The following is a 26,828-nucleotide window of genomic DNA, read 5'->3' as shown; positions in this document are numbered from 1 at the left end:
TCATGGAGCCTATCGCCGCTTGCAACCCAAACATGCCCGGCCACTGCCCACTCGCTGGAATGGCTCAGTTCATGGAGTGACTTTTCACCGTGCTTTCCACCAGGTCCAGCATCTGTCCGAGCGCCCAGGGCTTGGCGATGAACGAAGCGTGATGCTTGATTCCCGCGCTTTCCGGCGTTTCGAAGCCGGACATGATCAGCAGCGGTATCTGTGGCCAGCGGTCTCCGGTCAGGTTGGCCAGGTCCGCGCCGTCGATCTTGCCGGGCATGGTGATATCGGTGAGCAACAGGTCGACGTAATGGGCACTCTCTTCGAGAAACGTCAACGCCGCGTCGGCGCTTTCCCGAGGCTCCACGACAAACCCTTCCTCCTCGAGGATTTCACAGAGGAACTCCAGGATGGTCGGATCATCTTCCACAACGAGAATCAAACGTGTAGTCGCCTGGCCGTTGCCATTTGGCATCGAATTCATGAAAGTGACTCTCCTTGACCTCATAAAACCTTCTTTGCGGCAACAACCGCCTTGAAGTTATGAGCAATCCCCCTGCGAGAAATTCATTCTGTGTGCCAACAGGCCGCCGAATGTCATGCCAGAGCCCCCTTGGCAACGCAGCGCAACGCTTTTTATCTGTATATCCATACAGATAAAACTTGCCCTGGCGCGCATCCATGACCATGCTACAACCCCATGAAACCTGCTCAGGAAAAGGGCGCTATGCAGCTGTACCTGTGTGAAAAACCGTCCCAGGCCAAGGACATCGCCGCCGTGCTCGGTGCCACGCGCCGTGGCGACGGTTGCTGGCTGGGCCCTGGCATCACGGTCACCTGGTGCATCGGCCACCTGCTGGAAACCGCCCCACCCGACGCCTACGATGCGCGCTACAAGCGCTGGGTACTGGCCGACCTGCCCATCGTGCCGGCGCAATGGAAAATGACCGTCAAGCCGAAAACCGCCAGCCAGTACAAGGCGGTCAAGCGCCTGCTGGGGGAAGCGAAGGAATTGGTGATCGCCACCGACGCCGACCGCGAAGGCGAAATGATCGCCCGGGAGCTGGTGGAACATTGCCGTTATCGAGGGCCGATCCGGCGGCTATGGCTCTCGGCCCTGGACGAAGCATCGATCCGCAAGGCCCTGGCCGCCCTCAAGCCAGGGGCCGAAACCTTCAACCTGTATCACTCGGCCCTGGGTCGATCCCGGGCCGACTGGCTGATCGGCATGAACATGAGTCGCCTGTTCACCTTGCTGGGGCGCCAGTCCGGCTACCAGGGCGTGTTGCCGGTGGGCCGCGTGCAGACACCGACGCTGCGGCTGGTGGTGGACCGCGACCGCAGCATCGCCGACTTCGTGCCGGTCGCCTACTGGGCCATCGACGTACAGCTCAGCCACGAAGGCACGGCGTTCACCGCCCAGTGGCGCGCCGATCCGGACGCCTGCGACGACCAGGAGCGCTGCCTGAACCAGGCCCTGGCCCGGGACGCCGCCCAAGCCATGGCCAACGCCGCCACCGCCCGGACACTGAAGGTACGTACCGAACGTCTGCGCGAAGCGGCACCGTTGCCCTTCGACCTGGGCACGCTGCAGGAAGTCTGCTCGAAGAAACTCGGCCTCGGCGCCCAGGAAACCCTGGACATCGCCCAGTCGCTCTACGAGACCTACAAGCTCATCACCTACCCTCGCAGCGATTGCGGTTTCCTGCCCTTGAGCCAGCACAGTGAAGCACCAGCCATCCTGGCCGCCCTCGCCCAGGCCGAACCAAGCCTTGCACAGCTGCGCGAGCACCTGCAACCGCAACGCAAGTCCCGGGCCTGGAACGACGCCAAGGTCAGCGCCCACCACGGCATCATTCCCACCGCCGCCGCCAGGAACCTCGACAAACTCGCCGGCAAGCAGCGCGCGGTCTATACGCTGATTCGCGCGCGCTACCTGGCGCAGTTCCTGCCCAACCATGAATACGACCGGACCCAGGCCGACTTCGACTGTGCCGGCCAGGCGCTGCGCGCCGTGGGCAAGCAGATCGTCGAACCCGGCTGGAAACGCGCCCTGCCCGAAGCGCTAGCACCGGCCAGGGGCCGTGAAGCACCGGCGCCGCAGACCTTGCCGGCGCTGGCCGAAGGCCGCGATTGCGCCGTAGACGAGGTGAAACCCAAGGACCTGTGGACCCAACCGCCCAAGCCGTTCACCGAAGGCGACCTAATCAAGGCGATGAAGAACGTCGCCAAGCTGGTAGAAGACCCGTTGCTCAAGCAGAAGCTCAAGGACACCACCGGCATCGGCACCGAAGCGACCCGGGCCTCGATTATCCAGGGGCTGCTCGACCGCGGTTACCTGGTGAAAAACGGCAAGGCGCTGTCCGCTACCCCGGCGGCCTTCAGCCTGATCGACGCCGTGCCCCGGGCCATCGCCGACCCGGGCACCACGGCCATCTGGGAGCAAGCGCTGGACATGGTGCAAAGCGGCGAAATGAGCCTGGAAGAATTCGTGACCCGGCAAGCCGCCTGGATGAGCAAACACGTCGCCCGCTGCCAAGGCATGAGCCTGACCATCAGCGGCCCGGCCAGCCCCGCCGGGCGCGGCGCCACGCCGTGGAAAAACAAACGCAAGCCGACCAAGCGCAAGACCGGCGGCGCACCGCGCAAAGCCACTAAAACCAAGGCAACCTGAGCTGAAATCAGGCCCACCATAAATCCCCTGTGAGAGCGAGCTTGCTCGCGATAGAGGTGTGTCAGTCAATTATCTGGGGCTGATTCACCGCCATCGCGAGCAAGCTCGCTCCCACATTGAATGGGGTCTGGCTGGAAATCCTCATACCCAAACCGTTTTGTCAGACAATATGTAGTGATCAAAAATAATCACTACAAAACCGTTGACGCCTCCGATTTGCCCTTGCATGATGCAGACGTCTCCCCGATCGGGAGTACAGGCAATTGTTTGAGCAAGCTCGTCTGACCGCCGAGCTGTTTTTTGGATAAGGGACTGCCCACAAGGCAGATTGAAGGTGCTGACCTGGCCTGACCGTCCGGTAACAAGGGCGAGAAACGTCGGCGAAGATCCTCATGATGCGCGTGGTTCAACCCTCGAAAGTTGACACTGCCTGAAGATTCTTCGCTGTTTCTCTTCGTTGCAGCGCATTTGCGTAGCAGCCCTTCGATAACACTACACAACCGATGCACGACCCCGTCGAAGTTCGACGGAAGAACGCTGACGGCCTGGTTTCGGTAGCAGGCAGGTACTTACCGAGTAGCGAAGTTTTTGCGAACCACCAGACAGATCAACCAAATGGTCAAGGGGCTTACACATGAATCTGAATAATCAACCATCTATTGATGAACTGGCTCGCATATTCGCCGCACACAAGGACACTCTCGACAGCCATATCCTGTGGATCAGCAAGACTGGCCAGGTGCATATGGACTGCCTGTCGCCCTACACCCGCGAAGACGAGTTCGAAAAGAACACGCAAGAGCTGGGTGCCCGGCTGAAGATGTACCGCCGTGGCCAGGGCTACGTTGGCAAGAAGGCCGCGGCAGACAAAGACTTCATCGGTCGCGTGTTGCAAACGCTGACCCAGGCCTGGCAGTCGATGCAGAGCACCTCTGAGGTCCGGGTCATCGACCGCCTCTGCTGATCGCCACTCGACAAAAAGGCCCGCTCCTGGATCAGGAGCGGGCTTTTTTTGTGAGGCAGGCTCTAGAACACCGACCAGCCGATCCGCTGGCTCATCAGTTCCAGCGCCGCCATGCCGGCCAGGGAGTTGCCGGCGACGTTGAGCTCAGGCGACCAGACGCACACCGTGAACCGCCCCGGCACCACGGCGACAATCCCGCCACCGACCCCGCTCTTGCCCGGCAGGCCGACGCGATAAGCGAAATTGCCGGCCTCATCGTACAAGCCGCTGGTGGCCATGATGGAGTTGACCTGCTGGGTTTGCCGGGCGGTGAGGATCTGTTCGCCGCTGTGCTTGCAGAACCCGTCGTTGGCCAGGAAGCAGAACGCCCGCGCCAGGTCGACACAGCTCATCCGCAAGGCACAGTGGCTGAAATAACTGCGCAGTACCGCTTCCACATCGTTATGGAAATTGCCGAACGATTGCATCAGGTACGCCATCGCCGCGTTGCGGGCGCGGTGCTGGTATTCCGATTCGGCGACCTTGCCGTCCACCATCACCTGTGGGTTACCCGACAGACGGCGTACGAAATCGCGCATCGACAACGCCGGGGCGGCGAAACGCGACTGGTTGATATCGCAGATCACCAACGCGCCGGCATTGATGAACGGGTTGCGCGGTCGACCACGTTCGAATTCCAGTTGCACCAGGGAATTGAACGGTTGGCCAGACGGCTCATGGCCCAAGCGCTCCCAGATCGCTTCGCCGGAATGCCCGATGGCCTGCACCAGGCTGAACACCTTGGAAATACTCTGCACCGAAAACGCTGTTTCGGCGTCGCCGGCGCAATACAACTCGCCGTCGTTGCCATACACGGCAATACCCAACTGGTTGGGCGCCACAGTGCCCAGGGCCGGAATGTAGTCGGCCACCTTGCCCTGACCAATCAGGGGGCGAACCGCATCGAGGATCTCGTTCAACAGTGCTTGCATATGCGCGGGGTCCAGTCATTCCCCGTTCGAGTGCGGGGATACAGACGCTAGACGCTGGTGGGCGAGGTCAGAGCACACTGATTTGCCAGTTAAAAAAACGTGGCGAGGGAGCTTGCTCCCGCTGGGCTGTGGTAGGAGCTGCCGAAGGCTGCGATCTTTTGATCTTGATCTTTCGCTCTAGACTCAATTGTCTGGGACAAGATCGCAGCCTCGTTGCACTCGACAGCTCCTACAACGCGCCCCAGCGGGAGCAAGCTCCCTCGCCACAACAGCCGTGTTCGCCGCAATGAATGCAAGCGTTTTCATGGGCGCTGGTCGTCGAATCGAGCGGTCTATAGTGCAAAGGATCAATCGACAGGAGTAGACGATGCGCCAGATCATGCAAAAAGAACCCTGGTGGGCCTCACCGCCCAAGCCCGGGCAGGATGAAAGCGAGCTGGAATGGGGTTGGCTGGTGATCTACAGCGAAGGCGAGCCGCGCTTCGAGTTCATCAAGGAGCGCCCATCGGACGAGCAGATCCGCCAGCGCAAGGGTTGTCGTGTCACCCTCGGGTCAGAATGAGCCGGCCCGTCACGGCTTGATGTCCGGCAATGCCACCGCGCGATTGGCCAGCTCCGCTTCCACCAGGTTGCCTTCTATTTCCTCGTCCAGGTAGTACACCGGTGCCATCACCCCGCTGAGGGGATGCTTGAGCGACTTGAACCACGCCTCATCGAACGCAGCACTCAGGCTTTTGCGGATCTGCGCCTCCATTTCCGGCCGCTCGCCCTCGTGGATGATCGCGCGAATACCCGCCACCCCCACCGAAATCAACGCCCCGGCCGCCTTCCCGGCGACCGCCGCCGCCGCGCCGGTCGCCCCGCGTGTGGCAAATTGCGCCTCGATTTTTTCGCTGGTGCGTTGCGCCACTGTTGCGATCACTGCCTCTGAGGGCCCGGCACCTGTGGCAGCGGCCTTATTGACGTGATCGATCAGGGCCGCATAAGCCGGCAGCGTATTCAGCGGTTCGGTATGCACCACTTCGTACAACGACGCGTTACGCGCCGCCGGCGGCCCCAGGCTGATGGCAGGAATGCCGTGCAGACGCCGGTTCATCAGTTCGTTCGGGATTCGATGCCGCAGGGCGATGACCTGGACCTGCTGATTGAGCTGGCGTATGTAGTAGTCCGTCGCGGCAGCCCTGATCGCCTCGGGATCAATTTCCACCGCCACCGGCTCCAACACCTGCTCACGATATTGTTCTTGCAAGTAAACCGCCAGGCGCCTGGCCGGGGAATCCTCCTCAGCCTTGGCACTGGCGGCATACCAGCTGACCTTCACCGCCAGCCATTCCTGGGTCCAATAACTGCTGAACCAGGGGATGAACTCAGCCTCGGTGCGCTCATAGACCAACACACGCCAATGTTCCATCGACCCGCGGGCGTAGCGTCCGGCCTGTTCGATAGCGCTTTTCGATGCTGCGATGATCTGCTGGTCCACCTGTCGCCAAGTGGCCTGGTCGATCGACACCGTGGCAGCCTGTTGACCGCGCTGCGGCGTGGCGCACCCCGCCAGAACGAGCAAAACGGCCAACATCAGCGAACGCAGCACGATCGCGCCACCCCGGATTCACGTCACTCACGGAGTTGAGTATAGGTCGCGAGGCACCGTAAAACCTGTGAAAACAAAACCTGTTGAAGCAAAACCTGTGGGAGCAAAGCTTGCTCGCGATAGGTGTGTCAGCAGTATTGATGTCGACTGATACACCGCCATCGCGAGCAAGCTTTGCTCCCACAGGTTTCATCTAAGAATCTACGAAAGTGTTTGATTGCTGCTCAGGATTTATGCCGCCGCTCCAATCTGCGCACCGCCATCGACAACGGATAGCACATGGCGAAATACATGGCGCCGACCAGCACATAGGTTTCCAGCGGCATGAAATACACGGAGCTCAAATCCTGGGCCCGCAGCATCAAGTCCGGTGCGGCAATCAGCGAGGCCACCGAGGTGTCCTTGAGCAGGGAAATCGCCACATTGCCGATGGGCGCCAGCACGATGCGGATCGCCTGGGGCAGCACCACCCAACGCAACAGTTGGAGGCGCGGCATGCCGATGGCTTTCGCCGCCTCGACCTGGCCCTTGGGCACGGCCTCCAGGCCCGAACGATAGATTTCCGACAAGTAGGCCGCCGCATTGAGCCCCAGCCCGATCATCGCCGCTTGGAACGAACTGAACTGCACGCCCACCGCCGTCAAGCTGAAGTAGACGATGAACAGCTGCACCAGCGCCGGCGTGCCGCGAAAAATCTCGATGTAGAACAACGCACACCGACGCAACGCCGGCGAGCCGGACAAGCGCGCCAGCGCCACCAACAACCCGACCGCCAAACCAATCACCAGTGCACCAAACGCCAACTGCAACGTGGCCCAGGCGGCTTGCAGCAGTTCGACGTGGGTGGCTTCCCACAACTCGCCATAGCCCATGTCAGTGCTCCTTGATCACGGTGAGACGACGCTCGGTGCGCGCCGCCCAATGGGCCAATACCAGGCTCAGCGCCAGGTAAATGATGGCCAGCAGGAAATAGATCAGGTTGGTCTGGTAGGTCTCGCTCACCAGCATCTTGGCCTTGAATGTCAGCTCCGGCACTGCCGCCGCCGAGGCCAGCGACGTATCCTTGAGCAAACCGATGGCAAAGTTCGCCATGCCTGGAATAGACACCTTGAAGGCCTGGGGCAAGACGATCATGCGCATCGCCATGGCCCGCGTCATGCCGATGGAGAACGCGGCCTCGCTCTGCCCACGATCGACGTTCAGGATGCTGGAACGGAACACCTCCGACAGCATCGCCGCGCCATTGAGGCCAAAACCGATGATCGCCGCGCCGATGGCCGGTAACGTGATGCCAATGTAGGTCAGGCCGAAATAAAGAATGAACAGCTGGGTCAGGATCGGGACGTTGCGAAACACCTCCAGGTAAACACTGGCCACCCATCGCAAGACCCGGTGACGCGACAGGCGCATCAGCGCCAGGCCAAACCCCAGCAACGCCGCCACGATGAAAGACGCCGCCGTCAGGCCCAGGGTGGTCAGTGCGCCGATGCCCAGGACCTCAAGAAAATAGGGCAGCAGGTCGAGGGACTTGGTCAGCTCGCTTGAATCGAACATCGATCAATGCTCCTGAACGGCGCTGATGAAAGCGCGTGTACGCTCCACCTGGCTTTCCCGGAAGATCTGCCGGGGCGGTCCCTGTTCGACGATGTTGCCATCGGCCATGAAAATCACCTGGTCGGACACGCTTTCGGCGAAACGCATCTCATGGGTCACGATGATCATGGTCATGCCCTCCTCGGCCAGCTTGCGCATCACCGTCAGCACTTCGCCCACCAACTCCGGGTCGAGCGCCGAGGTGGCCTCGTCGAACAGCATCAACTTGGGACGCATCGCCAAGGCTCGGGCGATGGCAATGCGTTGTTGCTGGCCGCCGGACAGTTGGTCCGGGTAGGCGTCGCGCTTGGCGAACATGCCGACCTTGTTCAACAAGTCTTCGGCCAGTTCCACCGCTTCCGGGCGATTGCGCTGCTGGACCTTCAGCGGGCCGAGGGTGATGTTGTCCAGCACACTGAGGTGCGGGAACAGGTTGAAGCGCTGGAACACCATGCCGATGTTGGCGCGCATCCGGGCCAACTCCTTGTCGCCCATGGGCACCGTGCGCTCGCCCACCTTGCGCTGGCCGATCAGCGCGTTGTCGATGTAGATGCTGCCCCGGGTCGGCTCTTCCAGGTAGTTGATGCAACGCAACAAGGTGGTCTTGCCCGAACCGCTGGGCCCGATCAGGGATATTTTCTGACCCTGCTGCACCTGCAGGTCGATGCCTTTCAAGACGTCCAGCCGGCCAAAGGACTTGTGAAGCCCCTCGACCCGCACCAGTGGATGAGATTCAGCCATGAGCAATGTCCGCAAGTGGATGACAATCGTGAGCGCAGGCGCGAGGGTGTGTCAGGCAAACGCCTGGCTGAAATCCCGGGGCGCGTGCTTGAACGGGCCGATGAGGTTGCCCTGCTCGTCCCGGTCCACGCCGACGCGCTGGTCCTTGGGCAGCGGCACCAGGTAGTCGGGGTTCTTGATGCCGTAGCGGGCCAGGATGGGGCCGATCTGTCCGGTGCTCCGTAACCAGCGTAGCCCTTGGTTCACGCCGTCGAACAGGTCCTGGTTCTGCGGATGAATGCCCCAGATCGCCTCGAACTTGGCGGTCAGGCTGGGGAATTTCTCGTCGTAGGCCATGGGCACTTGCTTGAGCTTGAGGCTGGGGTCCTGGAGGATCATGTAGTCGATGGTGGGGGCGTCGAGCACGGCGAAGTCCAGCCGTCCGGCGCGCACGTCCCGTAGGCAGGCGTCGGTGTTGTCATAGAGTTTCACCTCTTTTACACCGTCGATTTTCTTCATGTCGGGGATGGTGAAATAGCCGGTGTTGCTGCCCACCGTACGCCCTTTCATGTCATTGACGCTGATGCTGGTCTGGAACGGCTCGCTGTCGCGCATGATCACGTATGCCCCGGTGTAGAACACAGCGTCGGTGAGCAACAGGATCTTGGAACGCATCGGGTTCCAGGCGAAGTTGCCGCCAAACCAGTCGGCGCGCCCCGAACGCACGGCTTCGATCACCGCCGGAAAGCCCATGGTCAAGACATCGAGCTTGAGTTCGAGGCGGTCGGCGATCAGCTTCAGCAATTCCAGGTCAGTGCCGACCGGCACGCCGTCGCGCAGGGCCCCCAGTGGCATGTCCCCCAGGCACGCGGCGGTCAGGTAACCGGGGCGAATGGTCTTGATCGGTTGCCCGGCCGCGAGGGCGAATGGCATCGGCCCCAGGGCCGAGCCGGCGACGGCGGCCAGTGAACCGTAACCGGCGGCCTTGAGCACCGAACGGCGGGAAAGGCCGGGGGTATCGAATTTGGAGTCGGACATGGGTTTCACCTATTGGCAATTGAGGATTTTGACCGGGACAAGCCATACAACCAAACAACAACCTTGCCGCCTGATCCCTAAGCGGCCACCACGCCCCTCCGGGGCTCGATTTCAATGAAGCCGGTGCGAGAAACGAATTTTCAACGCATTGTCATGCTCATCTGCATGACAAGCATTACAATTCACACACTAATCACGCTATTTTGCCTTGTCAATGGCCTTTGTATCGGATAAAAAGCATGACAAGTCTGCTTTAAGGCGCACGAAGAAGCATGACAATCCAGGAACAAGGACTCATGAGTCAATTTGAGAAACTGCTGAAAGAACTGAAGAACCATGCCGGCCTGCATCGCGAGAAAGCCGAGACGCTGTACGCGCAGCTGGCCGACGCGCTGACCCACGCAATCCTTCATGGCCAGCTCAAGCCGGGCGATCGCCTGCCGCCTCATCGTGAGTTCGCCAGTGCCCTGGGGGTGAACATCACCACCGTCACCCGGGCCATGGCGGTGCTGCAGCAAAAAGGGTTGGTGGAAAGCCGGCCGGGCCGTGGTACGCAAGTGGCTCAGGGGCGTCATCCGGCCGCGCAGTTCCAGTCGGCCCCCAGCAACGACCCAGGCACCGCCGACCTGAGCGTCAACCGCCCCGCCACGGACGGCTACAACCGGGTGCTTGCCCAGTTGCTGCCGCGGCTGGCCGATGACCCGCGTTTTGCCGACATGAAGGATTACCACCCCTGCGAAGGTCCGCTCTGGGCCCGCCAGGCCATTGCGCAATGGTTGCGACACACCGGCGTCGAAGCCCAGGCCGATCACATCCTGATCGCCGAAGGCGCCCAACACGGCATCGCCCATACCTTGCGCAGCCTCACCAGCAGTGGCGACACGGTGCTGGCCGACAGCATTACGTACCAGGGCATCAACGGGTTGTGCCGTACCCTCGGCCTGAACCTGCTGGGTGTCGACGCCGATGAGCGCGGCATGTGCCCCGAAGCCTTGCGCCAGGCCTGCGCCGAGCATCAACCGCGCTTGCTGTTCCTGGTGCCATCGATTCACAACCCGACCGCCATCACCCTCGACGCCGATCGCCGCGAAGCCCTGGCGGCGGTCATTCGCCAGACCGATGTGCTGGTGATCGAGGATGACGTCTACCGACCGCTGCTGGAACAATCGCCCGCGCCCTTCGCAGCCCTGCTGCCGGAGCAGACGATTTACGTCAGCGCCCTGTCCAAATGCATCGCCCCCGGTTTGCGCATGGGCTTTGTCATGGCGCCGCCCGCGTTGCTGCAGGGCATCATCGCCATGCAACGCATCGACTGCTGGAGCAATTCACCGCTGACTGCACTGATCGCCACACGGTTGATCGAGGAAGGCCTGGCCGAACAATTGGTCTCGGAACAACGCGAAGAGCTGCGGATCCGCCAGACGCTGCTGGCGACACATCTGCAAGGGCTGGAGTTTCAGCACAGCGCCACCGGCACCCATGCCTGGCTGCTGCTGCCCGAACCCTGGAACAGCTCGCGCTTCGCCCGCCTCTGCCAGGAACAGGGCGTGGTGCTGCTACCCGGCGGCGCGTTTACCCTCAGCCCGGAACTGTCACCGCAAGCAGTGCGCATCAACATTTCAGCCGCGTTGTCCCGGGAGCAACTGGTCAAGGCCCTGACCGTGATCAGCCAGTTGGCTCGCCAGGGGCACCTTCACATGCACAACCGGATCTGAAGCCGATGACACAGCCCGTTCATTGCGAGATCGCCGTTATCGGCGCCGGTGTGGTTGGTGTGGCCACGGCGCGCTGGTTGCGGCGCCAAGGGTATCGGGTCTTGGTGCTCGAGCGCGATGGCATTGCCGCCGGCGCCTCGTATGGCAACGCCGGGACGCTGGCACCGTACGGGGTGATGCCGATTGCTCAACCCTCGTTGCTGCGGGCCATCCCATCGTTGCTGTTCTCGGCCGATTCGCCTTTCGTGATCAACTGGGCCCGGTTGCCGCGACTGATGCCGTGGCTGTTGCGTTTTCTCAATGAATGCCGGACCTCGCGCTGCGCCGCCAATACCCAGGCGCTGGCGACGATCCTGCAACGCACCTACAGCGGGTACGAACCGTTGCTGGCCGACACGCCCCTGGCCAACCAGCGCTTGCGGCACAACGGTTGCCTGTATGCCTATGGCACCCAGCAAGGCTTCGCCGCCGCACAAGCCGCCATCGAATTGCGGCGCTCACTGGGCATTGCCCAACAGGTGTTGAGCGCCATCGAAATCGAACAGCTGGAACCGGCACTGGCGGGTCGCTCGGTGGCCGGACTGCTTTTTCCCGAGTCCTCCCACATGGACGACCCGAAGCTGTTCATCGAAGCCCTGGCCGCACCGTTGGTAGCCGAAGGGGTGCTGCGCAAGGCGACGGTCATCGCGATAAAACGCGCCGCCAACGGGCTTCATTTGCACAGCGCCGACGGCCAGCAGTACTTGGCCGACCGGGTGGTGCTGTGCGGCGGGGCGTGGTCCGGTGTGCTGGCGGCGCAGATGGGCGATCGCATCCCCCTGGACACCGAACGGGGTTATCACATCGAGTTCGACCTGCCGGACACGCTCCTCAACCGGCCCTGCTGTCCGGTGGAAAGCGCCTTCTACATGACGCCCATGGCCGGGCGCCTGCGGGTGGCAGGCACGGTAGAACTGGGCTCGATTCACGACCCGGCCAATCCTCGACGCTTCGATTATCTGGAACACCACGTGCGCCGCGTGCTTGGCCTGCGCGAGCCGGTTGCCCGTCGCTGGCTGGGGTTTCGCCCGTCGCTGCCCGACTCATTGCCCGTGATCGGCCCCTCACCGAACGAGCCACGCTTGATCTACGCCTTCGGTCATCAACACCTGGGCCTGACCCTCGCCGGGGCGACCGGACAACTGGTCACCGAGTGCATCGCCGGCACCGCACCGCAATGGCTCGAACGGTTTTCCGTGCAGCGTTTCTAAAGAGCTCCTCGCCACATGTTGGGTACATTGTCGTCGCAGTTTGCGGTTACCCTTCTCTATCCCAGACCTTGCAGGGCTTTGATGACCAAGCTCCTTGAACGTCTTCGCCAATGGGCCAGGACACTGAAACGCCAGACCATGACGCTGTGGTTCTGCTATCGCCATCCGCAGACGCCCTGGCTGCCCAAATGGATCGCCATTGTCGTGGTGGCGTATGCCCTGAGCCCCATTGACCTGATCCCGGATTTCATCCCGGTATTGGGTTATCTGGATGATGTGATCTTGTTGCCCCTGGGGATTTGGTTGGCGCTTCGCCTGATGCCGCTCGCAGTGCTCGCAGAATGTGCAGCCAAGGCCCGGCAATGGCAGGAAAACGATGGCCAGCGCCCGGTGAACAAGCTAGCGGCGGCGCTGATTGTGCTGGCCTGGATAGCGGCACTGGCAGGAGCCTGGTTCATGTTCTACGGCGGTCCCGTCAAAACCGGCTGAAACCATGCATTCGGTGTCGGGGGGCTCAGCCCAGCGCCGTGTCGAGAAACATCATCACCGCAAACCCCATCATCAGCCCCAGAGTGGCCGGGGTTTCATGGCCGTTGCGGTGGGTTTCGGGAATCACTTCGTGGGAGACCACGAAGATCATCGCCCCCGCCGCCAACCCCAGGCTGATGGGGTACGCGACGGCGACGCCCGACGACATGCCCAGGCCGATCACCGCCCCCAGTGGCTCCATCAACCCCGAGCCGACCGCGATGAGCGCGGCACGCAAGGTGCTGATGCCGGTGACGCGCAGCGCCATGGCAATGGCCAGGCCTTCGGGGATGTCCTGGATGGCGATGGCAGTGGTCAGGGGCAGGCCGACCTTGAAGTCGCCGTCGGCAAAACTGACGCCGATGGCCATGCCCTCCGGCAAGTTGTGCAAGGTGATGGCAAGCACGAACAGCCAGACGCGATTGATGCGCTCGGCCTGGGGCCCACGCCGGCCACTGAGCTCGTGCTCGTGCGGCACGAAGCGGTCCAGGCCGATCATCAGGGCCACGCCCAGACCCAGGCCCAGCACGACGACAAACGCGGCGAGCAACTGATTGCCACAGATGACCTGTGCCGCTTCGATCCCAGGCAGGATCAATGAGAACGAACTGGCGGCGAGCATCATGCCGGCGGCAAAACCCAGCATGATGTCCTGGGTACGCGAGGCGATATCGCGCAGCACCACCGCCATCACCGCCCCCAGGGCGGTGGCGGCAAAGCCCGAGGTACCGCCCAACACCGCATAGCCCAGGTTTTGACGATTGGCGCCAACCAGGGCGTTGTAGCCACTGTAGAGCAACAACGCGGCCACCAACGCCAACCCGAGCCAGAACGTCACCCCCAGCAACAAGTTGTCTTGCACGGGGTTGAGCCAGGTGCGCCAGGAAGATCGACTCCGGGAGGTGGACTGGTCCATCGAAGGTCCTTACGGGTGTTGACCAAAACATGGCTGATCGTGCTCCTAAACGGTGGTGACGATCAAACGCAATATTCAGGCGAGGAAGCGCCGCCCTCGCCGCTTTTTATAGTCGGAGGAAGTAAAAGGATGATTTATCTTTTATTCAATAAACGAGACGAACGGTGATTAACTCACCAATTAGCTAGTATTTTTTAACGAATAAAGCGAAAAAGCTGTAAAACCCGGCTGTAGTTTAAATCCGGCAAAATCCGCTATATAGACCAATGGGCCCCATGCCATGGGCACGGGGCTGGCCATGTCAGCGGGCATTATGAATCGCCGACACGGCTGTTTTCACCGCCTTTTCTACCCGCTTTGGAGGCTTTTTCCCGATCGTTGGCAAAGTTGCCGCCCGAGGCCTGGCCACCTTTGCGGCCGGCTTCCGACGCCCGCTCAGGGTCGTTGGCAAAATTACCACCCGAGGCTTGCCCGCCTTTGCGGCCGGCTTCTGCGGCACGCCCAGGGTCGTTGGCAAAATTACCACCCGATGCCTGCCCGCCCTTGCGCCCGGCCTCGGATGCCCGCTCAGGATTATTGGCGAAGTTGCCACCTGATGCATGGCCGCCCTTTTTCCCGGCTGCCGATGCCTTTTCACGATCGTTAGCGAAATTGCCAGGATTGTTATTTCCTGTGTTAGCCATTTCATTCACCTCGTTTAGTTGATGTCAACGAGCCTTGCTGACTCGTCTTATTCGGAAAACATGGCGCCGCCAAGGTTTTAAGGGAAATCTGCAAACGGCGACGAGTGGTCAATGTCGTTATTTATTTCCCTGCTGCCTCGGCCTCTATTGCAACAGGCTATTAAACAGGCGGTGATTGATTAGCCGCCCTGAACACCGAAACTTCATCCAGCAACATCCTGTGGAAGCGAGCTTGCTCGCGATGGCGGCGTGTCAGTCAATATCAATACAGGCTGATCCGACGCTATCGCGAGCAAGCTCGCTCCCACAGGGGGCCAGGTCGCGCCAGCAACCCGTTGCAGCGGTCTCGAAGGCTCCGTCAGGAAGAGCCCACCATCAACTGGACCTCAAGATTGGCCGTCGCCACACCGTGGTTTGCCACATACACATCGGCGGTCCAGCCCTTGGTCTGGTTGTGATAGGACTGAGTGCCCAAGGCCGTGCCGCTGTCCCATTCCAGGATGTCGCCAATATCGATGTCATTGGCCGAACGCAGAGCGAGCACGGTATGGCCGTGCTCCTGCCCCACGTACACACCCACCAATCCGCGCTGTCTGTTGATGGCCCGTACTTCACCGATGGTCTGCTTCATAAGCCTCCTCTGCGACAGGTTCAGAGCGACCGAAACAACCCGATTGCTCTTTCACACATAAGTGTGGAGGCCCCTCCTGCAAGGAAAGTTTGCAGAACAGCGCCGCTGAGCGACGAAAGGCGTGACGTAGACCTTGTGCTCGACAGTGCTACCCTCAACGAATCCAGGCTCACGGAGAACCCCCCATGCCGGACGATTTGCATCGCGAACCGCTCGATCAGTTGCAGGCGTACCTGGCCGGACGCCGCTTCCTGGTACTCACTGGCGCTGGCATCAGCACCCCTTCGGGCATCCCCGACTACCGCGACAGCGACGGGGTGCGCCGGGGTCGACAGCCGATGATGTACCAGGAGTTCCTCGCCCAGGCCGAGGCACGACGGCGCTACTGGGCGCGGGCGATGCTGGGCTGGCCCCGCGTGCGGCAGGCCAGGCCGAACGCGGCTCACGAGGCCTTGGCCGAGTTGCAGGCACGGCAACGCATCAGCGGCCTGATTACCCAGAATGTCGACACGCTGCATGACCAGGCCGGCAGCCAGGACGTCATCGAACTGCACGGCAGCCTGCATCGCGTACTGTGCCTGGATTGCGGCCAGCGCAGCCAACGACAGCAGATTCAACAGTTGATGGAAACCGAAAATCCTTACCTGGCCGGTGTCGATGCGGTGCAGGCGCCCGATGGCGACACCCTGCTCGACCCGGCTTTCGAGGCGCGCTTCCAGGTGCCCCGCTGCCCTCATTGCGACGGCGAGCGGTTGAAACCCGACGTGGTGTTTTTCGGCGAGAACGTCGCCCCCCTCACCGCGACCCGCGCCGTGCAAGCCGTCGAGCAAGCGGACGGCCTGCTGGTGGTGGGCTCGTCGCTGATGGCGTATTCGGCGTTTCGCCTGTGCCGGGCCATCAAGGACCAGGGCAAGCCGCTGCTGGCGATCAACCGGGGCAAGACCCGGGCCGATGAGCTGCTGGACCTCAAGCTTGAAGAGCCGTGTGAGCAACTGTTGCCACTGTTGATCTGACACCACGCCACCTCCCTGTGGGAGCGAGCTTGCTCGCGATGGCGGTGGGTCAGTCAATATCACTGCTGGCTGATCCGACGCCATCGCGAGCAAGCTCGCTCCCACAGGGTCATCACTCCCACAGGGGATTGTGGTTACTTCGGTATCAACTGCGCCCCCAAATCCTGATCCCTGAGCGTATCGAACAACGCCTGCGCCGCCGCCGACAGTTCGTACCCCGGCTTGGTCAGCACCCCGATGACCCGTTCGATCACCGGATCGCTCAAGGTGATGCAGCGGGCACCCAGTTCATGCATCTGCCCGACGCACAGCGCCGGCACGGCACTCACCCCCAGCCCGCTGGCGACCATCCGCCCGACGGTCGCCAACTGGTGGCTCTCGAACTCCACAGGCAGTTTCATGCCCCGGGCCTGCAGGTGCTCTTCCAGCATCACCCGTACGGTGGACGGTCGTTGCAGCGTGATGAACGGCTGTTCCAGCAAGGTTTCCCACTGGATCTCGTCGCGCTGGGCAAGCGGTGAGTCCAGCGGCACCACCGCGACGAAGCGATCGAGATACAAGGGCGTGAACGCCAATGACGAACCCTGCATCGGCTCGAACGCCACGCCCAATTCGACATGACGATCACGCACCATTTCCAGCACCTGCTCGTTGATCACGTCGTTGACCGTAACGTTGACATTCGGGTAGCGGGCGCGGAAGGTCTTGAGGATCGGCGGCAGCAGGTTGCCGGCAAATGACGGCATCGCCGCCAACGTCACGCGACCGCGCTGCAAGGTGAAGCGCTGGCGCATTTCGTCCTCGACGTTGTCCCAGTCGGCAATCAGCCGTCGGGCCAGTGGCAGCAAGGATTCACCTTCGGGCGTCAGCGCCACGTTACGGGTATTGCGGCTGAACAAACGACCGCCGAGGCCTTCTTCCAAGGCCTTGATGGTCAGGCTCAGGGCCGATTGGGACAGATGCAGCCGCTCGCAGGCCACGGCAAAGCTCAGGCTCTGGGCCACGGCGAGGAAGGCGCGGATTTGCTTGAGGGTCATGGGCGTCCTGTGTCCGGTTGCGTAGGAGCTGCCGAAGGCTCGGGCCGCGTTCGGACGATCTTTTGATCTTTCGCTTGGGATTCAAGCGTCTCTGGCAAGATCGCAGCCTCGTTGCACTCGACAGCTCCTACAGTGGGAGGCAATTATTGAGTTTTATCAATCAATCCAACCTAAAAATCAACTTAACAAATATATGACTTGGCGCAACACTGCATTCCATTGCGACCCCATCAAGAATAAAAGAGGTGTCTATGGCAGGTTTCGACAAACGCGTGAGTTCTTATGAAGAAGCGCTGGAAGGCTTGAAGGACGGCATGACCGTCATCGCCGGCGGCTTCGGCCTGTGCGGTATCCCGGAAAACCTGATCGCCGAGATCAAGCGCAAGGGCATCCGCGACCTCACCGTCGTGTCCAACAACTGCGGCGTCGACGGCTTCGGCCTCGGCGTACTGCTGGAAGACCGGCAGATCCGCAAGGTGGTCGCCTCCTACGTGGGCGAAAATGCCCTGTTCGAGAAGCAGCTGCTCAGCGGCGAAATCGAAGTCGTACTCACCCCCCAAGGCACCCTCGCGGAAAAAATGCGCGCCGGCGGCGCAGGCATCCCGGCGTTTTTCACCGCCACCGGCGTCGGTACTCCAGTGGCCGAGGGCAAGGAAGTGCGTGAATTCCATGGCCGCCAGTACCTGATGGAAGAATCCATCACCGGCGACTTCGCCATCGTCAAAGGCTGGAAGGCCGACCATTTCGGCAACGTGATCTATCGCCACACCGCGCAGAACTTCAATCCGCTGGCCGCCACGGCGGGCAAGATCACGGTGGTGGAAGTCGAAGAAATCGTCGAACCCGGCGAGCTGGACCCGACGCAGATCCATACCCCTGGCATCTACGTCGACCGGGTCATTTGCGGCACGTTCGAAAAACGCATCGAACAGCGCACCGTGCGTAAGTGATCCCCTGCCCCCGGCCCGAATGAAGGAATAACAACATGGCACTTTCCCGCGAACAAATGGCTCAACGCGTCGCCCGCGAAATGCAGGACGGCTACTACGTGAACCTGGGCATCGGCATTCCGACCCTGGTCGCCAACTACATTCCCGAAGGCATGGAAGTCATGCTGCAATCGGAAAACGGCCTGCTCGGCATGGGCGCGTTTCCCACTGAAGCCGAAGTTGATGCCGACATGATCAACGCCGGCAAGCAGACCGTCACCGCGCGCATCGGCGCGTCGATCTTCTCTTCGGCCGAATCGTTTGCCATGATCCGTGGCGGCCATATCGACCTGACCGTGCTGGGCGCGTTCGAGGTGGACGTCGAAGGCAACATCGCCTCGTGGATGATCCCCGGCAAGCTGGTCAAGGGCATGGGCGGCGCGATGGACCTGGTGGCCGGTGCCGAGAACATCATCGTCACCATGACCCATGCATCCAAGGACGGCGAGTCGAAACTGCTGCCCCGTTGCAGCCTGCCGCTGACCGGCGCCGGTTGCATCAAGCGCGTGCTGACCGACCTGGCCTACTTGGAAATCCAGGACGGCGCCTTCATCCTGAAAGAACGTGCCCCGGGCGTCAGCGTCGAGGAAATCGTCGCCAAGACCGCCGGCAAATTGATCGTGCCGGACCACGTGCCTGAAATGCAGTTCGCTGCCCAGTGAGGAGAGATTCGATGCAAGAAGTCGTGATTGTCGCCGCTACCCGTACCGCCATTGGCAGTTTCCAGGGTTCGCTGGCTGCCATTCCCGCGCCGGAACTCGGTGCCGCGGTGATTCGTCGCCTGCTGGAACAGACCGGTTTGTCGGGCGAACAGGTCGATGAAGTGATTCTTGGCCAGGTGCTGACCGCCGGATCCGGGCAAAACCCGGCGCGCCAGGCGGCGATCCTGGCCGGCCTGCCTCATGCGGTGCCGGCGCTGACGCTGAACAAGGTCTGCGGTTCGGGACTCAAGGCGTTGCACCTGGGCGCCCAGGCGATCCGCTGTGGCGATGCCGACGTCATCATCGCCGGCGGCATGGAGAACATGAGCCTGGCCCCGTACGTGTTGCCGGCCGCCCGCACCGGCCTGCGCATGGGCCACGCGAAGATGATCGACAGCATGATCACCGACGGCCTGTGGGACGCCTTCAACGATTACCACATGGGCATCACCGCCGAGAACCTGGTGGACAAGTACGGCATCAGCCGCGAGGAGCAGGACGCTTTCGCTGCCGCGTCCCAACAGAAGGCCGTCGCCGCCATCGAGGGCGGGCGGTTCGCCGAGGAGATCACGCCGATCCTGATTCCCCAGCGCAAAGGCGATCCTGTCGCGTTCGCCACCGACGAACAACCGCGCGCCGGTACCACCGCCGAATCCTTGGGCAAGCTCAAGCCTGCCTTCAAGAAGGACGGCAGCGTCACCGCGGGCAATGCGTCCTCGCTCAACGATGGCGCCGCCGCCGTGATCCTGATGAGCGCGGAAAAAGCCAAGGCCCTGGGCCTGCCCGTGCTGGCGAAAATCAGTGCCTACGCCAATGCCGGCGTCGACCCGGCCATCATGGGCATTGGCCCGGTCTCGGCCACCCGCCGCTGCCTGGACAAGGCCGGCTGGTCGCTGGATCAACTGGACCTGGTCGAAGCCAACGAAGCCTTCGCAGCCCAATCGCTGGCCGTGGCCCGGGAACTGAAATGGGACATGGACAAGGTCAACGTCAACGGCGGCGCCATCGCCCTGGGCCACCCTATCGGCGCATCGGGGTGCCGAGTCCTGGTGTCGCTGCTGCATGAAATGATCAAGCGCGACGCCAAGAAAGGCCTCGCGACACTGTGCATCGGCGGCGGCCAAGGCGTGGCCCTGGCGCTGGAACGGGCATAACCGACACAAGTTCAACAGTGGTTGCGCGGACCCACGAATATCCGCACAACCACTGGCACCACCACCGGCGCAACCTCGGTTGCGCCGGTTTTTTTTGCCTGCTGGTTTTGAGCACGGCCTACCGGCCTCATCGCGAGCAAGCTCGCTCCCACAGGGGGGCTTGGGGGTTCACAGATCCGCTGCCCACCGCAGATCCATTGTGGGAGCGAGCTTGCTCGCGATGGCGTCGGGTCAGTTTGCATCAATGTTGAATGCCAGGCCGCTATCGCGAGCAGGCTCGCTCCCACAGGGGGCCGGGGCCAACCACAAGGTTTATACCCACTGAAGATCCACTGTGGGAGCGAGCTTGCTCGCGATGGCGGTGGGTCAGGCGACGATGAGCCGTCAGGAACCTGCACCAAACCGGTCGCGACTGTTGGTCAGGTGCAGCCACATGGCGGCGCGGGCGGCGTCCGGGTCCTGGCGCTTGATGGCATTGAAGATCGCCTCATGCTCGAGGTTGGCCAGTTGTGCCAGCTTGCCCAGGTCCGCCTGGCCGCGTTCGGCCACGTTCACTCGGGTCCTGGGGATCATCGCACTGCCCAGGTGCTGCATGATTTCGACAAAACAGGCATTGTCCGTGGCCTCGGCGATGAGCAGATGGAAGCGCCGGTCGGCCTCGACACAGCTGTCGTTATTGCTGGACAACCGCTGATAGTCATCCAGCGCCTGGCGCATCTGCTGCAACTGGTGTTCGCTACGACGCCGGGCCGCCAAGGCCACCGCCTGGGTTTCCAGGCCCAGGCGCAGCTCCAGGATTGCCCGCACACCCGCCGCAGTGTCGACATTGAGCCGCAACCCCGGCTCGCCGGTTTGAGCCAGCACAAAGGTGCCGATGCCGTGGCGGGTCTCCACCAGCCCCGAAGCCTGCAACTTGGAAATCGCCTCGCGCACCACGGTCCGGCTGACGCCATGCTCGCGAACGATGGCACCTTCCGATGGCAGTTTTTCCCCGGGTTTCAACTGCCCCAGCAAGATGCTCTGGCTCAGCTTCGCCACCAAATCATGGGCCAGGTTATGGGTACGCTTGCGCAGCGGCGCTTCGGTGTCTTGCATCGCCAGGGTTCCTCGAAAACAGGCCTGATCGATCCTACCACCGGCAGGCTTGAGAGTGCGCATTACAGAACGCCAAACTTGTATGACAACACACCATTTCTGGCGATTAACTTCGAAAATCAACGCCCAGAAAGCCTCGACCCCTACCGCACCGCCCACCCTGCACACAATCAAACACCTCAACATCGCCCAATAAATACGGCACTAAAAAGTCTAACCGCCCATCCAATCGCGCTAAAAAATGTATTGTCACTCAAAAAAATCAAGTTGTATGATGTCTATCAACATCGGCACCTGCACGATGCCCCGCATAAAAATAACGAGTGGGAGAAAAACCAGTGAACACATCCAGCCTCAAGGCGAATGCCGGAGCGGATCCGGTGCTGCTGTCGGCCATTGCCAAGGTCAAGCGCCACATCCTGCCGCTGTTCGTCATCATGTTTATCGTCAACTACATCGACCGTGTGAACATCGGCTTCGTGCGCGCCCATATGGAGCACGACCTGGGCATCGGTGCCGCGGCCTATGGCTTTGGTGCCGGCCTGTTCTTCATCGGCTATGCGCTGTTCGAAGTCCCGTCCAACATCCTCTTGCAACGAATCGGCGCACGCATCTGGCTGACGCGCATCATGCTCACCTGGGGCCTGGTGGCCGCGGGCATGGCCTTCATCCAGAACGAAACCCACTTCTACATCCTGCGTTTCCTGCTGGGCGTGGCCGAAGCCGGTTTCTTCCCTGGGGTGATCTACTACTTCACCCGCTGGCTGCCGGGTGTCGAACGCGGCAAAGCCATCGCCATCTTCCTCAGCGGTTCGGCCATCGCGTCGCTGATCTCCGGCCCGCTGTCGGGGCTACTGCTGCAAATCAACGGCCTGGGCATGCATGGCTGGCAGTGGATGTACTTCATCGAAGGGATGTTTTCCGTCAGCCTGTGCGTCTTCGTCTGGTTCTGGCTGGACTCCAAGCCCCACGACGCCAAATGGTTGAGCCGCGAAGAACAAGATGTGCTGGTCCAGACCATCGATGACGAACAGCGCGCACGGGAAGCCGCCTCGCCGATCAAACTGTCCATCGGCCAGCTGCTCAAGGACCGCCAGATCATCCTGTTTTGCCTGATCTACTTCTTCATCCAATTGACGATCTATGCCGCCACGTTCTGGCTGCCGAGCATCATCAAGAAAATGGGCGAACTGAGCGACATCCAGGTCGGGCTGTTCAACTCGATCCCGTGGTTGCTGTCGATCGTCGGCATGTACGCCTTCGCCTCGCTGTCGGCCAAGTGGAAATTCCAGCAGGCCTGGGTCGCCACGGCCCTGTTGATCGCGGCAGCCGGGATGTTCATGTCCACCACCGGCGGACCGATCTTCGCCTTCGTCGCCATCTGTTTCGCGGCCCTGGGTTTCAAATCCGCATCGTCGCTGTTCTGGCCGATTCCCCAGGCTTACCTGGACGCCCGGATCGCCGCCGGGGTGATTGCCCTGATCAACTCGGTGGGCAACCTCGGCGGGTTCGTCGCCCCAACCACGTTCGGCCTGCTGGAACAGAACACCGGCTCGATCCAGGGCGGCCTCTATGGCTTGGCGGCCACCTCGATCATTGCCGCGATCATCGTGTTTGCCGCGCGCAACACGCCCAAGCCCAAAGCCGTGACACCCCCAGCCGACCCGGCCGCCAGCCACGTCTGATCATTCGATTGTTCAAGGATAAGTACAGATGAGCACCCCAGAAACCAGCAAAGCCCCGATCATCACCAGCATGCAGATCGTGCCCGTGGCGGGCCATGACGGCATGTTGCTGAACCTCAGCGGCGCCCATGGCCCGTTCTTCACCCGCAACATCGTCATCCTCAAGGACAACGCCGGCCACACCGGCGTGGGCGAAGTACCCGGTGGCGAGCGCATTCGCCAGACCCTCGAAGACGCCCGTTCCCTGGTGGTCGGCAGCCCCATCGGCACGTACCAGAAGATCCTCAACACCGTGCGCCACGCCTTTGCCGACCGCGATGCCGGCGGCCGTGGCCTGCAGACTTTCGACCTGCGCATCACCATCCACGCGGTGACCGGCCTGGAAGCGGCACTGCTGGACCTGCTCGGCCAACACCTGGACGTACCGGTCGCGGCGCTGCTTGGCGAAGGCCAGCAACGCGATGAAGTGAAGATGCTCGGCTATCTGTTTTACGTCGGCGATCGCCAGCAGACCGACCTGCCCTACCGCAGCGAGCCGGACGCCGACAACGACTGGTTCCGCGTACGCCATGAGCAAGCCCTGGACGCCGACGCCGTGGTCCGCCTGGCCGAGGCCGCCCACGCCCGCTATGGCTTCCAGGACTTCAAGCTCAAGGGCGGTGTACTGCAAGGCGACGCGGAGATCGAAGCGGTCACGGCGCTGGCCGAGCGCTTTCCCCAGGCACGCATCACCCTGGACCCGAACGGCGCCTGGTCGCTCAAGGAAGCGGTGCGTTTGTGCCGCGACCAGCACAAGGTGCTGGCCTATGCCGAAGACCCGTGCGGTGCCGAGAACGGCTATTCGGGCCGCGAGGTCATGGCCGAGTTCCGCCGCGCCACGGGCCTGAAGACCGCCACCAACATGATCGCCACCGACTGGCGCGAGATGGGCCACGCCATCACCTTGCAGTCCGTGGACATTCCCCTGGCCGATCCGCACTTCTGGACCATGCAGGGCTCGGTACGGGTGGCGCAGATGTGCAATGAATGGGGCCTGACCTGGGGCTCGCACTCCAACAACCACTTCGACATTTCCCTGGCGATGTTCACCCACGTGGCCGCCGCCGCACCGGGCGACATCACGGCCATCGACACCCATTGGATCTGGCAGGACGGCCAGCGGCTGACCAAGGCGCCGTTGCAGATCCAGGGCGGTTGCGTGCAGGTACCGAAAAAACCGGGGTTGGGGATTGAGCTGGACACCGACCAACTGGCCAAGGCCCATGAGTTGTACAAGGGCATGGGCCTTGGCGCGCGGGACGATGCGGTGGCGATGCAGTTCCTGATTCCGGGCTGGACGTTCAACAACAAGCGGCCGTGCCTGGTTCGCTGAAGCGAGCAATTCCCCCTGTGGGAGCCCATGAAATTGAAGTCATCCATGACTTCTTGTGGGAGCGAGCTTGCTCGCGATTGCAGTGGGTCAGCCACATTGATGTCGACTGACACTCCGCTATCGCGAGCAAGCTCGCTCCCACATTTGGTTCTGGGGTGGCCTTTGATTTCATGAGCGCCACAAATACCTGTGGCGAGGGAGCTTGCTCCCTCGCCACAGTCATCATTCCCCTTCAGTTATCAGCTCAGCCTTTGGCAGTCGGGCCTGGTGAACGTTAACCCTCCGGCCGCAGGATCAATACCGCCAACGGCGGCAAGTTGAGCTCCAGCGACAGGGCCTGGCCATGGCTGGGCACTTCTTCGGTGGAGGCCCCGCCGCCATTGCCATAGTTGGAGCCGGCATAGGTGTCGGCATCGCTGTTGAGCAATTCGACCCAGCGCCCGCCGAACGGCACGCCGACCCGGTAGGCCTCGCGCGGCACCGGTGTGAAGTTGGCGACCACCAGCACCGGCCGGCCCTCCTTGCTCCAGCGCAGCCAGGCGTAGACGCTGTTGAGCGCATCGTCACCAATCAACCACTGGAAACCCTGGGGCGCATCATCCTGGTCGTGCAGCGCCGGTTCTTCGCGATACAGCCGGTTCAGGTCGCTCACCAGTTTCTGCACGCCACGGTGCTCAGGGTATTGCAGCAGATACCAGTCCAATTGCTGGTCGTGGTTCCACTCGCGCCATTGGCCGAACTCACAGCCCATGAACAACAGCTTCTTGCCGGGATGGCCCCACATGAAGCTGAGGTAGGCCCTCAGGTTGGCGAATTTCTGCCAACGGTCACCGGGCATCTTGTCGATCAGCGAGCGTTTGCCATGAACCACTTCGTCATGGGAAATCGGCAGGACGAAGCGCTCGGACCAGGCATACACCAGGCCGAAACTCAGTTCGTTGTGGTGATGAGCGCGGTACACCGGGTCTTGCTGGATGTAGTGCAGCGAATCGTGCATCCAGCCCATGTTCCACTTGTAGGCAAAACCCAGGCCGCCCTGCTGGGTGCTCTGGCTGACACCCGGCCACGCCGTGGATTCTTCGGCAATAACCAGCGCACCGGGGGTTTCCAGCGCCACCACATCGTTGAGGTGCCGCAGGAAATCGATGGCTTCGAGGTTTTCCCGTCCGCCGTGGCGGTTGGGTACCCACTCGCCGGCCTTGCGCGAATAGTCGCGGTACAACATCGAGGCCACGGCATCCACCCGCAGGCCATCGACGTGGAAATGCTTGAGCCAGTGCAGCGCCGACGCCAGCATGAAGCCGTGCACTTCGGTGCGGCCCAGGTTGTAGATCAGCGTGTCCCAATCCTGGTGGAAGCCTTCCAGCGGATTGCCGTATTCGTACAGCGCAGTACCGTCGAACTGGGCCAGGCCGTGGGTGTCGGTGGGAAAATGCGCCGGCACCCAGTCGAGGATGACGCCGATATTGGCCTGGTGGCAGGCGTTGACGAACGCCGCGAAATCGTCCGGCGAGCCGAAGCGTGCCGTCGGCGCGAATTGCGACAGCGGCTGATAGCCCCAGGAGCCGCCGAACGGGTGCTCCATGATCGGCATCAGCTCGATGTGGGTGAAGCCCAGGTCCTTGACATACGGGATCAGCCGCTCGGCCATTTCATGCCAGTTGTATTGCCGGGCCACCTCTCCCGCCTCGTCGATTTCGCACTGCCAGGAGCCGGCGTGCAATTCGTAGATCGACAGCGGCGCACCCGGGAGCTGGCGCTCGCGACGGTGCTGCATCCACTCGTCGTCCTGCCACTCGATCTTCAGGGGCGAGGCGACTCTCGACGCCGTGTCTGGCGGCATCTGCGTGGCCAGGGCCACTGGGTCGGCCTTGAGCGGCAGGATGCCGTGGGCACCGAGGATTTCATACTTGTAACCTTCACCGGCACCCAGCCTGGGGACGAATATCTCCCACACGCCGGACGGATAACGGATGCGCATCGGATGCCGACGCCCGTCCCAGACGTTGAAATCCCCGACCACCGAAACGCGCCGGGCGTTCGGCGCCCAGACCGCGAACCGCACGCCGTCGATGCCATCGACGGTGGTCAGCTGCGCGCCGAGGCAGGAACTGAGATCGCGGTGATTGCCCTCGCCAAACAGGTAAAGGTCCATCTCCCCCAGCAACGGACCGAAGCTGTAGGGGTCTTCGGCTACCTGCTCGCCGCCGGCCCAACGGGTGCGCAGCAAGTACGCCTGGGCGCGGTCGAAATGGCCGACGAACAGCCCCGGGGTTGCAGTGGGTTGCAGCTCCCCCAGCTCTTCGCCGCCATCGCGGGCCAGCACATGCACGCTCAGGGCACCGGGCAGATACGCGCGAATGAATTGGCCGCCGGCGTCGTCGCCATGAGGCCCCAGGATGGAAAACGGGTCGTGGTGTTCGGCGCGCACCAGCGCGTCGATGTCATGGGGCGCCGGCAGCAACGACTCTTTGGCCTGCCCCTGTGGTTCTTTGTTCGAGACACTCATGATTCTCTCCA

26 protein-coding genes are annotated in these 26,828 nt (G+C 62.0%); 13 read left to right on the top strand and 13 right to left on the bottom strand.

The window, feature by feature from the left end:
• Positions 1-64 precede the first annotated feature (64 nt).
• On the bottom strand, positions 65-472 hold the full coding sequence (locus QMK47_RS11365; RefSeq protein ID WP_003200142.1) for a response regulator: 408 nt from the start codon (positions 470-472) through the stop codon (positions 65-67).
• A gap of 243 nt (positions 473-715) precedes the next feature.
• Here QMK47_RS11365 and QMK47_RS11360 point away from each other — a divergent pair, with 243 nt between their 5' ends.
• Positions 716-2,662 carry a DNA topoisomerase III gene (locus QMK47_RS11360; RefSeq protein ID WP_253473302.1) on the top strand — a complete coding sequence of 649 codons (1,947 nt, stop codon included), beginning with the start codon at positions 716-718 and terminating at the stop codon, positions 2,660-2,662.
• 634 nt (positions 2,663-3,296) lie between these two features.
• Positions 3,297-3,626: a hypothetical protein gene (locus QMK47_RS11355; protein WP_253473299.1), complete on the top strand. Its 330-nt coding sequence runs from the start codon at positions 3,297-3,299 to the stop codon at positions 3,624-3,626.
• A gap of 62 nt (positions 3,627-3,688) precedes the next feature.
• On the opposite strand, the gene glsB is transcribed toward QMK47_RS11355, so the two are convergent.
• Positions 3,689-4,597, bottom strand: coding sequence for a glutaminase B (gene glsB, locus QMK47_RS11350; RefSeq protein ID WP_253473296.1), 909 nt, complete (start codon positions 4,595-4,597; stop codon positions 3,689-3,691).
• A gap of 367 nt (positions 4,598-4,964) precedes the next feature.
• Here glsB and QMK47_RS11345 point away from each other — a divergent pair, with 367 nt between their 5' ends.
• Positions 4,965-5,159 carry a hypothetical protein gene (locus QMK47_RS11345; protein ID WP_003200134.1) on the top strand — a complete coding sequence of 65 codons (195 nt, stop codon included), beginning with the start codon at positions 4,965-4,967 and terminating at the stop codon, positions 5,157-5,159.
• Positions 5,160-5,168: 9 nt separating this feature from the next.
• Here QMK47_RS11345 and QMK47_RS11340 read toward each other — a convergent pair whose 3' ends face one another.
• From QMK47_RS11340 to QMK47_RS11320, 5 genes are all read right to left on the bottom strand, one after another.
• The gene (locus QMK47_RS11340) at positions 5,169-6,188 is read right to left on the bottom strand and encodes a hypothetical protein (protein WP_253473293.1); all 1,020 of its coding nucleotides are present in this window, start codon (positions 6,186-6,188) and stop codon (positions 5,169-5,171) included.
• A gap of 224 nt (positions 6,189-6,412) precedes the next feature.
• Positions 6,413-7,060: an amino acid ABC transporter permease gene (locus QMK47_RS11335; protein WP_214509058.1), complete on the bottom strand. Its 648-nt coding sequence runs from the start codon at positions 7,058-7,060 to the stop codon at positions 6,413-6,415.
• Position 7,061: 1 nt separating this feature from the next.
• On the bottom strand, positions 7,062-7,742 hold the full coding sequence (locus QMK47_RS11330) for an amino acid ABC transporter permease (protein WP_253473289.1): 681 nt from the start codon (positions 7,740-7,742) through the stop codon (positions 7,062-7,064).
• Between the two features lie 3 nt (positions 7,743-7,745).
• The gene (locus QMK47_RS11325) at positions 7,746-8,522 is read right to left on the bottom strand and encodes an amino acid ABC transporter ATP-binding protein (RefSeq protein WP_249410642.1); all 777 of its coding nucleotides are present in this window, start codon (positions 8,520-8,522) and stop codon (positions 7,746-7,748) included.
• 51 nt (positions 8,523-8,573) lie between these two features.
• Positions 8,574-9,539 carry a transporter substrate-binding domain-containing protein gene (locus QMK47_RS11320; protein WP_320390203.1) on the bottom strand — a complete coding sequence of 322 codons (966 nt, stop codon included), beginning with the start codon at positions 9,537-9,539 and terminating at the stop codon, positions 8,574-8,576.
• A gap of 296 nt (positions 9,540-9,835) precedes the next feature.
• Here QMK47_RS11320 and QMK47_RS11315 point away from each other — a divergent pair, with 296 nt between their 5' ends.
• From QMK47_RS11315 to QMK47_RS11305, 3 genes are all read left to right on the top strand, one after another.
• Positions 9,836-11,254, top strand: coding sequence for a PLP-dependent aminotransferase family protein (locus tag QMK47_RS11315; protein WP_253473283.1), 1,419 nt, complete (start codon positions 9,836-9,838; stop codon positions 11,252-11,254).
• Positions 11,255-11,259: 5 nt separating this feature from the next.
• Positions 11,260-12,504, top strand: coding sequence for an NAD(P)/FAD-dependent oxidoreductase (locus QMK47_RS11310; RefSeq protein ID WP_253473280.1), 1,245 nt, complete (start codon positions 11,260-11,262; stop codon positions 12,502-12,504).
• Positions 12,505-12,585: 81 nt separating this feature from the next.
• Entirely contained in the window at positions 12,586-12,993 is a 408-nt protein-coding gene (locus QMK47_RS11305) for a YkvA family protein (RefSeq protein ID WP_320390202.1), read from the top strand.
• 25 nt (positions 12,994-13,018) lie between these two features.
• On the opposite strand, the gene QMK47_RS11300 is transcribed toward QMK47_RS11305, so the two are convergent.
• The 3 genes from QMK47_RS11300 to QMK47_RS11290 all read right to left on the bottom strand — a co-directional run bounded on the left by QMK47_RS11300 (position 13,019) and on the right by QMK47_RS11290 (position 15,262).
• Positions 13,019-13,948, bottom strand: a complete 930-nt coding sequence (locus QMK47_RS11300; RefSeq protein ID WP_320390201.1) for a ZIP family metal transporter — start codon at positions 13,946-13,948, stop codon at positions 13,019-13,021.
• Between the two features lie 311 nt (positions 13,949-14,259).
• Positions 14,260-14,631, bottom strand: coding sequence for a general stress protein (locus QMK47_RS11295; protein WP_253473271.1), 372 nt, complete (start codon positions 14,629-14,631; stop codon positions 14,260-14,262).
• A 358-nt stretch (positions 14,632-14,989) separates the two neighbouring features.
• On the bottom strand, positions 14,990-15,262 hold the full coding sequence (locus QMK47_RS11290) for a hypothetical protein (RefSeq protein ID WP_214509051.1): 273 nt from the start codon (positions 15,260-15,262) through the stop codon (positions 14,990-14,992).
• 185 nt (positions 15,263-15,447) lie between these two features.
• On the opposite strand from QMK47_RS11290, the gene QMK47_RS11285 reads away from it, so the two are divergent.
• Entirely contained in the window at positions 15,448-16,275 is an 828-nt protein-coding gene (locus tag QMK47_RS11285) for an NAD-dependent protein deacetylase (RefSeq protein ID WP_320390200.1), read from the top strand.
• 134 nt (positions 16,276-16,409) lie between these two features.
• Here QMK47_RS11285 and QMK47_RS11280 read toward each other — a convergent pair whose 3' ends face one another.
• Positions 16,410-17,312 (bottom strand): LysR family transcriptional regulator, encoded by a 903-nt coding sequence (locus QMK47_RS11280; RefSeq protein WP_320390199.1) that lies wholly within the window; start codon positions 17,310-17,312, stop codon positions 16,410-16,412.
• A gap of 251 nt (positions 17,313-17,563) precedes the next feature.
• On the opposite strand from QMK47_RS11280, the gene QMK47_RS11275 reads away from it, so the two are divergent.
• Genes QMK47_RS11275 through QMK47_RS11265 form a run of 3 tightly spaced genes read left to right on the top strand, consistent with a single transcriptional unit; the run spans position 17,564 to position 20,156 of the window.
• Positions 17,564-18,262: a CoA transferase subunit A gene (locus tag QMK47_RS11275; protein ID WP_003200117.1), complete on the top strand. Its 699-nt coding sequence runs from the start codon at positions 17,564-17,566 to the stop codon at positions 18,260-18,262.
• Positions 18,263-18,297: 35 nt separating this feature from the next.
• Entirely contained in the window at positions 18,298-18,963 is a 666-nt protein-coding gene (locus tag QMK47_RS11270; RefSeq protein WP_003180355.1) for a CoA transferase subunit B, read from the top strand.
• 11 nt (positions 18,964-18,974) lie between these two features.
• A complete protein-coding gene (locus tag QMK47_RS11265) occupies positions 18,975-20,156 on the top strand; it encodes an acetyl-CoA C-acetyltransferase (RefSeq protein WP_253473262.1) in 1,182 nt (393 codons plus the stop codon).
• Positions 20,157-20,540: 384 nt separating this feature from the next.
• Here QMK47_RS11265 and QMK47_RS11260 read toward each other — a convergent pair whose 3' ends face one another.
• The gene (locus QMK47_RS11260) at positions 20,541-21,251 is read right to left on the bottom strand and encodes a FadR/GntR family transcriptional regulator (protein WP_253473259.1); all 711 of its coding nucleotides are present in this window, start codon (positions 21,249-21,251) and stop codon (positions 20,541-20,543) included.
• Here QMK47_RS11260 and QMK47_RS11255 point away from each other — a divergent pair.
• From QMK47_RS11255 to gudD, 3 genes are read left to right on the top strand one after another with little or no spacing between them, the layout of a single operon-like run.
• A complete protein-coding gene (locus QMK47_RS11255; protein ID WP_320390198.1) occupies positions 21,213-21,593 on the top strand; it encodes a hypothetical protein in 381 nt (126 codons plus the stop codon). The genes QMK47_RS11260 and QMK47_RS11255 overlap by 39 nt on opposite strands.
• Positions 21,590-22,936: an MFS transporter gene (locus QMK47_RS11250; RefSeq protein ID WP_320390197.1), complete on the top strand. Its 1,347-nt coding sequence runs from the start codon at positions 21,590-21,592 to the stop codon at positions 22,934-22,936. The genes QMK47_RS11255 and QMK47_RS11250 overlap by 4 nt, the downstream gene beginning before the upstream one ends.
• A 28-nt stretch (positions 22,937-22,964) precedes the next feature.
• On the top strand, positions 22,965-24,308 hold the full coding sequence (gene gudD / locus QMK47_RS11245; protein ID WP_253473251.1) for a glucarate dehydratase: 1,344 nt from the start codon (positions 22,965-22,967) through the stop codon (positions 24,306-24,308).
• A gap of 274 nt (positions 24,309-24,582) precedes the next feature.
• On the opposite strand, the gene glgB is transcribed toward gudD, so the two are convergent.
• Positions 24,583-26,817: a 1,4-alpha-glucan branching protein GlgB gene (gene glgB, locus QMK47_RS11240; protein WP_018611388.1), complete on the bottom strand. Its 2,235-nt coding sequence runs from the start codon at positions 26,815-26,817 to the stop codon at positions 24,583-24,585.
• Positions 26,818-26,828 lie beyond the last annotated feature (11 nt).

Origin of the sequence: Pseudomonas sp. P9_35 (assembly GCF_034008205.1) — a bacterium.
Classification (GTDB): domain Bacteria; phylum Pseudomonadota; class Gammaproteobacteria; order Pseudomonadales; family Pseudomonadaceae; genus Aquipseudomonas; species Aquipseudomonas kilonensis.
This window is presented reverse-complemented; position numbering and strand designations above follow the sequence as displayed.

What these genes read in the sequence shown, in the direction of transcription:
- QMK47_RS11365 (WP_003200142.1), bottom strand. Translation starts at nt 472, where the DNA reads ATGAATTCGATGCCAAATGGCAACGGCCAGGCGACTACACGTTTGATT.
- QMK47_RS11360 (WP_253473302.1), top strand. Translation starts at nt 716, where the DNA reads ATGCAGCTGTACCTGTGTGAAAAACCGTCCCAGGCCAAGGACATCGCC.
- QMK47_RS11355 (WP_253473299.1), top strand. Translation starts at nt 3,297, where the DNA reads ATGAATCTGAATAATCAACCATCTATTGATGAACTGGCTCGCATATTC.
- glsB (WP_253473296.1), bottom strand. Translation starts at nt 4,597, where the DNA reads ATGCAAGCACTGTTGAACGAGATCCTCGATGCGGTTCGCCCCCTGATT.
- QMK47_RS11345 (WP_003200134.1), top strand. Translation starts at nt 4,965, where the DNA reads ATGCGCCAGATCATGCAAAAAGAACCCTGGTGGGCCTCACCGCCCAAG.
- QMK47_RS11335 (WP_214509058.1), bottom strand. Translation starts at nt 7,060, where the DNA reads ATGGGCTATGGCGAGTTGTGGGAAGCCACCCACGTCGAACTGCTGCAA.
- QMK47_RS11330 (WP_253473289.1), bottom strand. Translation starts at nt 7,742, where the DNA reads ATGTTCGATTCAAGCGAGCTGACCAAGTCCCTCGACCTGCTGCCCTAT.
- QMK47_RS11325 (WP_249410642.1), bottom strand. Translation starts at nt 8,522, where the DNA reads ATGGCTGAATCTCATCCACTGGTGCGGGTCGAGGGGCTTCACAAGTCC.
- QMK47_RS11320 (WP_320390203.1), bottom strand. Translation starts at nt 9,539, where the DNA reads ATGTCCGACTCCAAATTCGATACCCCCGGCCTTTCCCGCCGTTCGGTG.
- QMK47_RS11315 (WP_253473283.1), top strand. Translation starts at nt 9,836, where the DNA reads ATGAGTCAATTTGAGAAACTGCTGAAAGAACTGAAGAACCATGCCGGC.
- QMK47_RS11310 (WP_253473280.1), top strand. Translation starts at nt 11,260, where the DNA reads ATGACACAGCCCGTTCATTGCGAGATCGCCGTTATCGGCGCCGGTGTG.
- QMK47_RS11305 (WP_320390202.1), top strand. Translation starts at nt 12,586, where the DNA reads ATGACCAAGCTCCTTGAACGTCTTCGCCAATGGGCCAGGACACTGAAA.
- QMK47_RS11300 (WP_320390201.1), bottom strand. Translation starts at nt 13,948, where the DNA reads ATGGACCAGTCCACCTCCCGGAGTCGATCTTCCTGGCGCACCTGGCTC.
- QMK47_RS11295 (WP_253473271.1), bottom strand. Translation starts at nt 14,631, where the DNA reads ATGGCTAACACAGGAAATAACAATCCTGGCAATTTCGCTAACGATCGT.
- QMK47_RS11290 (WP_214509051.1), bottom strand. Translation starts at nt 15,262, where the DNA reads ATGAAGCAGACCATCGGTGAAGTACGGGCCATCAACAGACAGCGCGGA.
- QMK47_RS11285 (WP_320390200.1), top strand. Translation starts at nt 15,448, where the DNA reads ATGCCGGACGATTTGCATCGCGAACCGCTCGATCAGTTGCAGGCGTAC.
- QMK47_RS11280 (WP_320390199.1), bottom strand. Translation starts at nt 17,312, where the DNA reads ATGACCCTCAAGCAAATCCGCGCCTTCCTCGCCGTGGCCCAGAGCCTG.
- QMK47_RS11275 (WP_003200117.1), top strand. Translation starts at nt 17,564, where the DNA reads ATGGCAGGTTTCGACAAACGCGTGAGTTCTTATGAAGAAGCGCTGGAA.
- QMK47_RS11270 (WP_003180355.1), top strand. Translation starts at nt 18,298, where the DNA reads ATGGCACTTTCCCGCGAACAAATGGCTCAACGCGTCGCCCGCGAAATG.
- QMK47_RS11265 (WP_253473262.1), top strand. Translation starts at nt 18,975, where the DNA reads ATGCAAGAAGTCGTGATTGTCGCCGCTACCCGTACCGCCATTGGCAGT.
- QMK47_RS11255 (WP_320390198.1), top strand. Translation starts at nt 21,213, where the DNA reads ATGGGTACGCTTGCGCAGCGGCGCTTCGGTGTCTTGCATCGCCAGGGT.
- QMK47_RS11260 (WP_253473259.1), bottom strand. Translation starts at nt 21,251, where the DNA reads ATGCAAGACACCGAAGCGCCGCTGCGCAAGCGTACCCATAACCTGGCC.
- gudD (WP_253473251.1), top strand. Translation starts at nt 22,965, where the DNA reads ATGAGCACCCCAGAAACCAGCAAAGCCCCGATCATCACCAGCATGCAG.
- glgB (WP_018611388.1), bottom strand. Translation starts at nt 26,817, where the DNA reads ATGAGTGTCTCGAACAAAGAACCACAGGGGCAGGCCAAAGAGTCGTTG.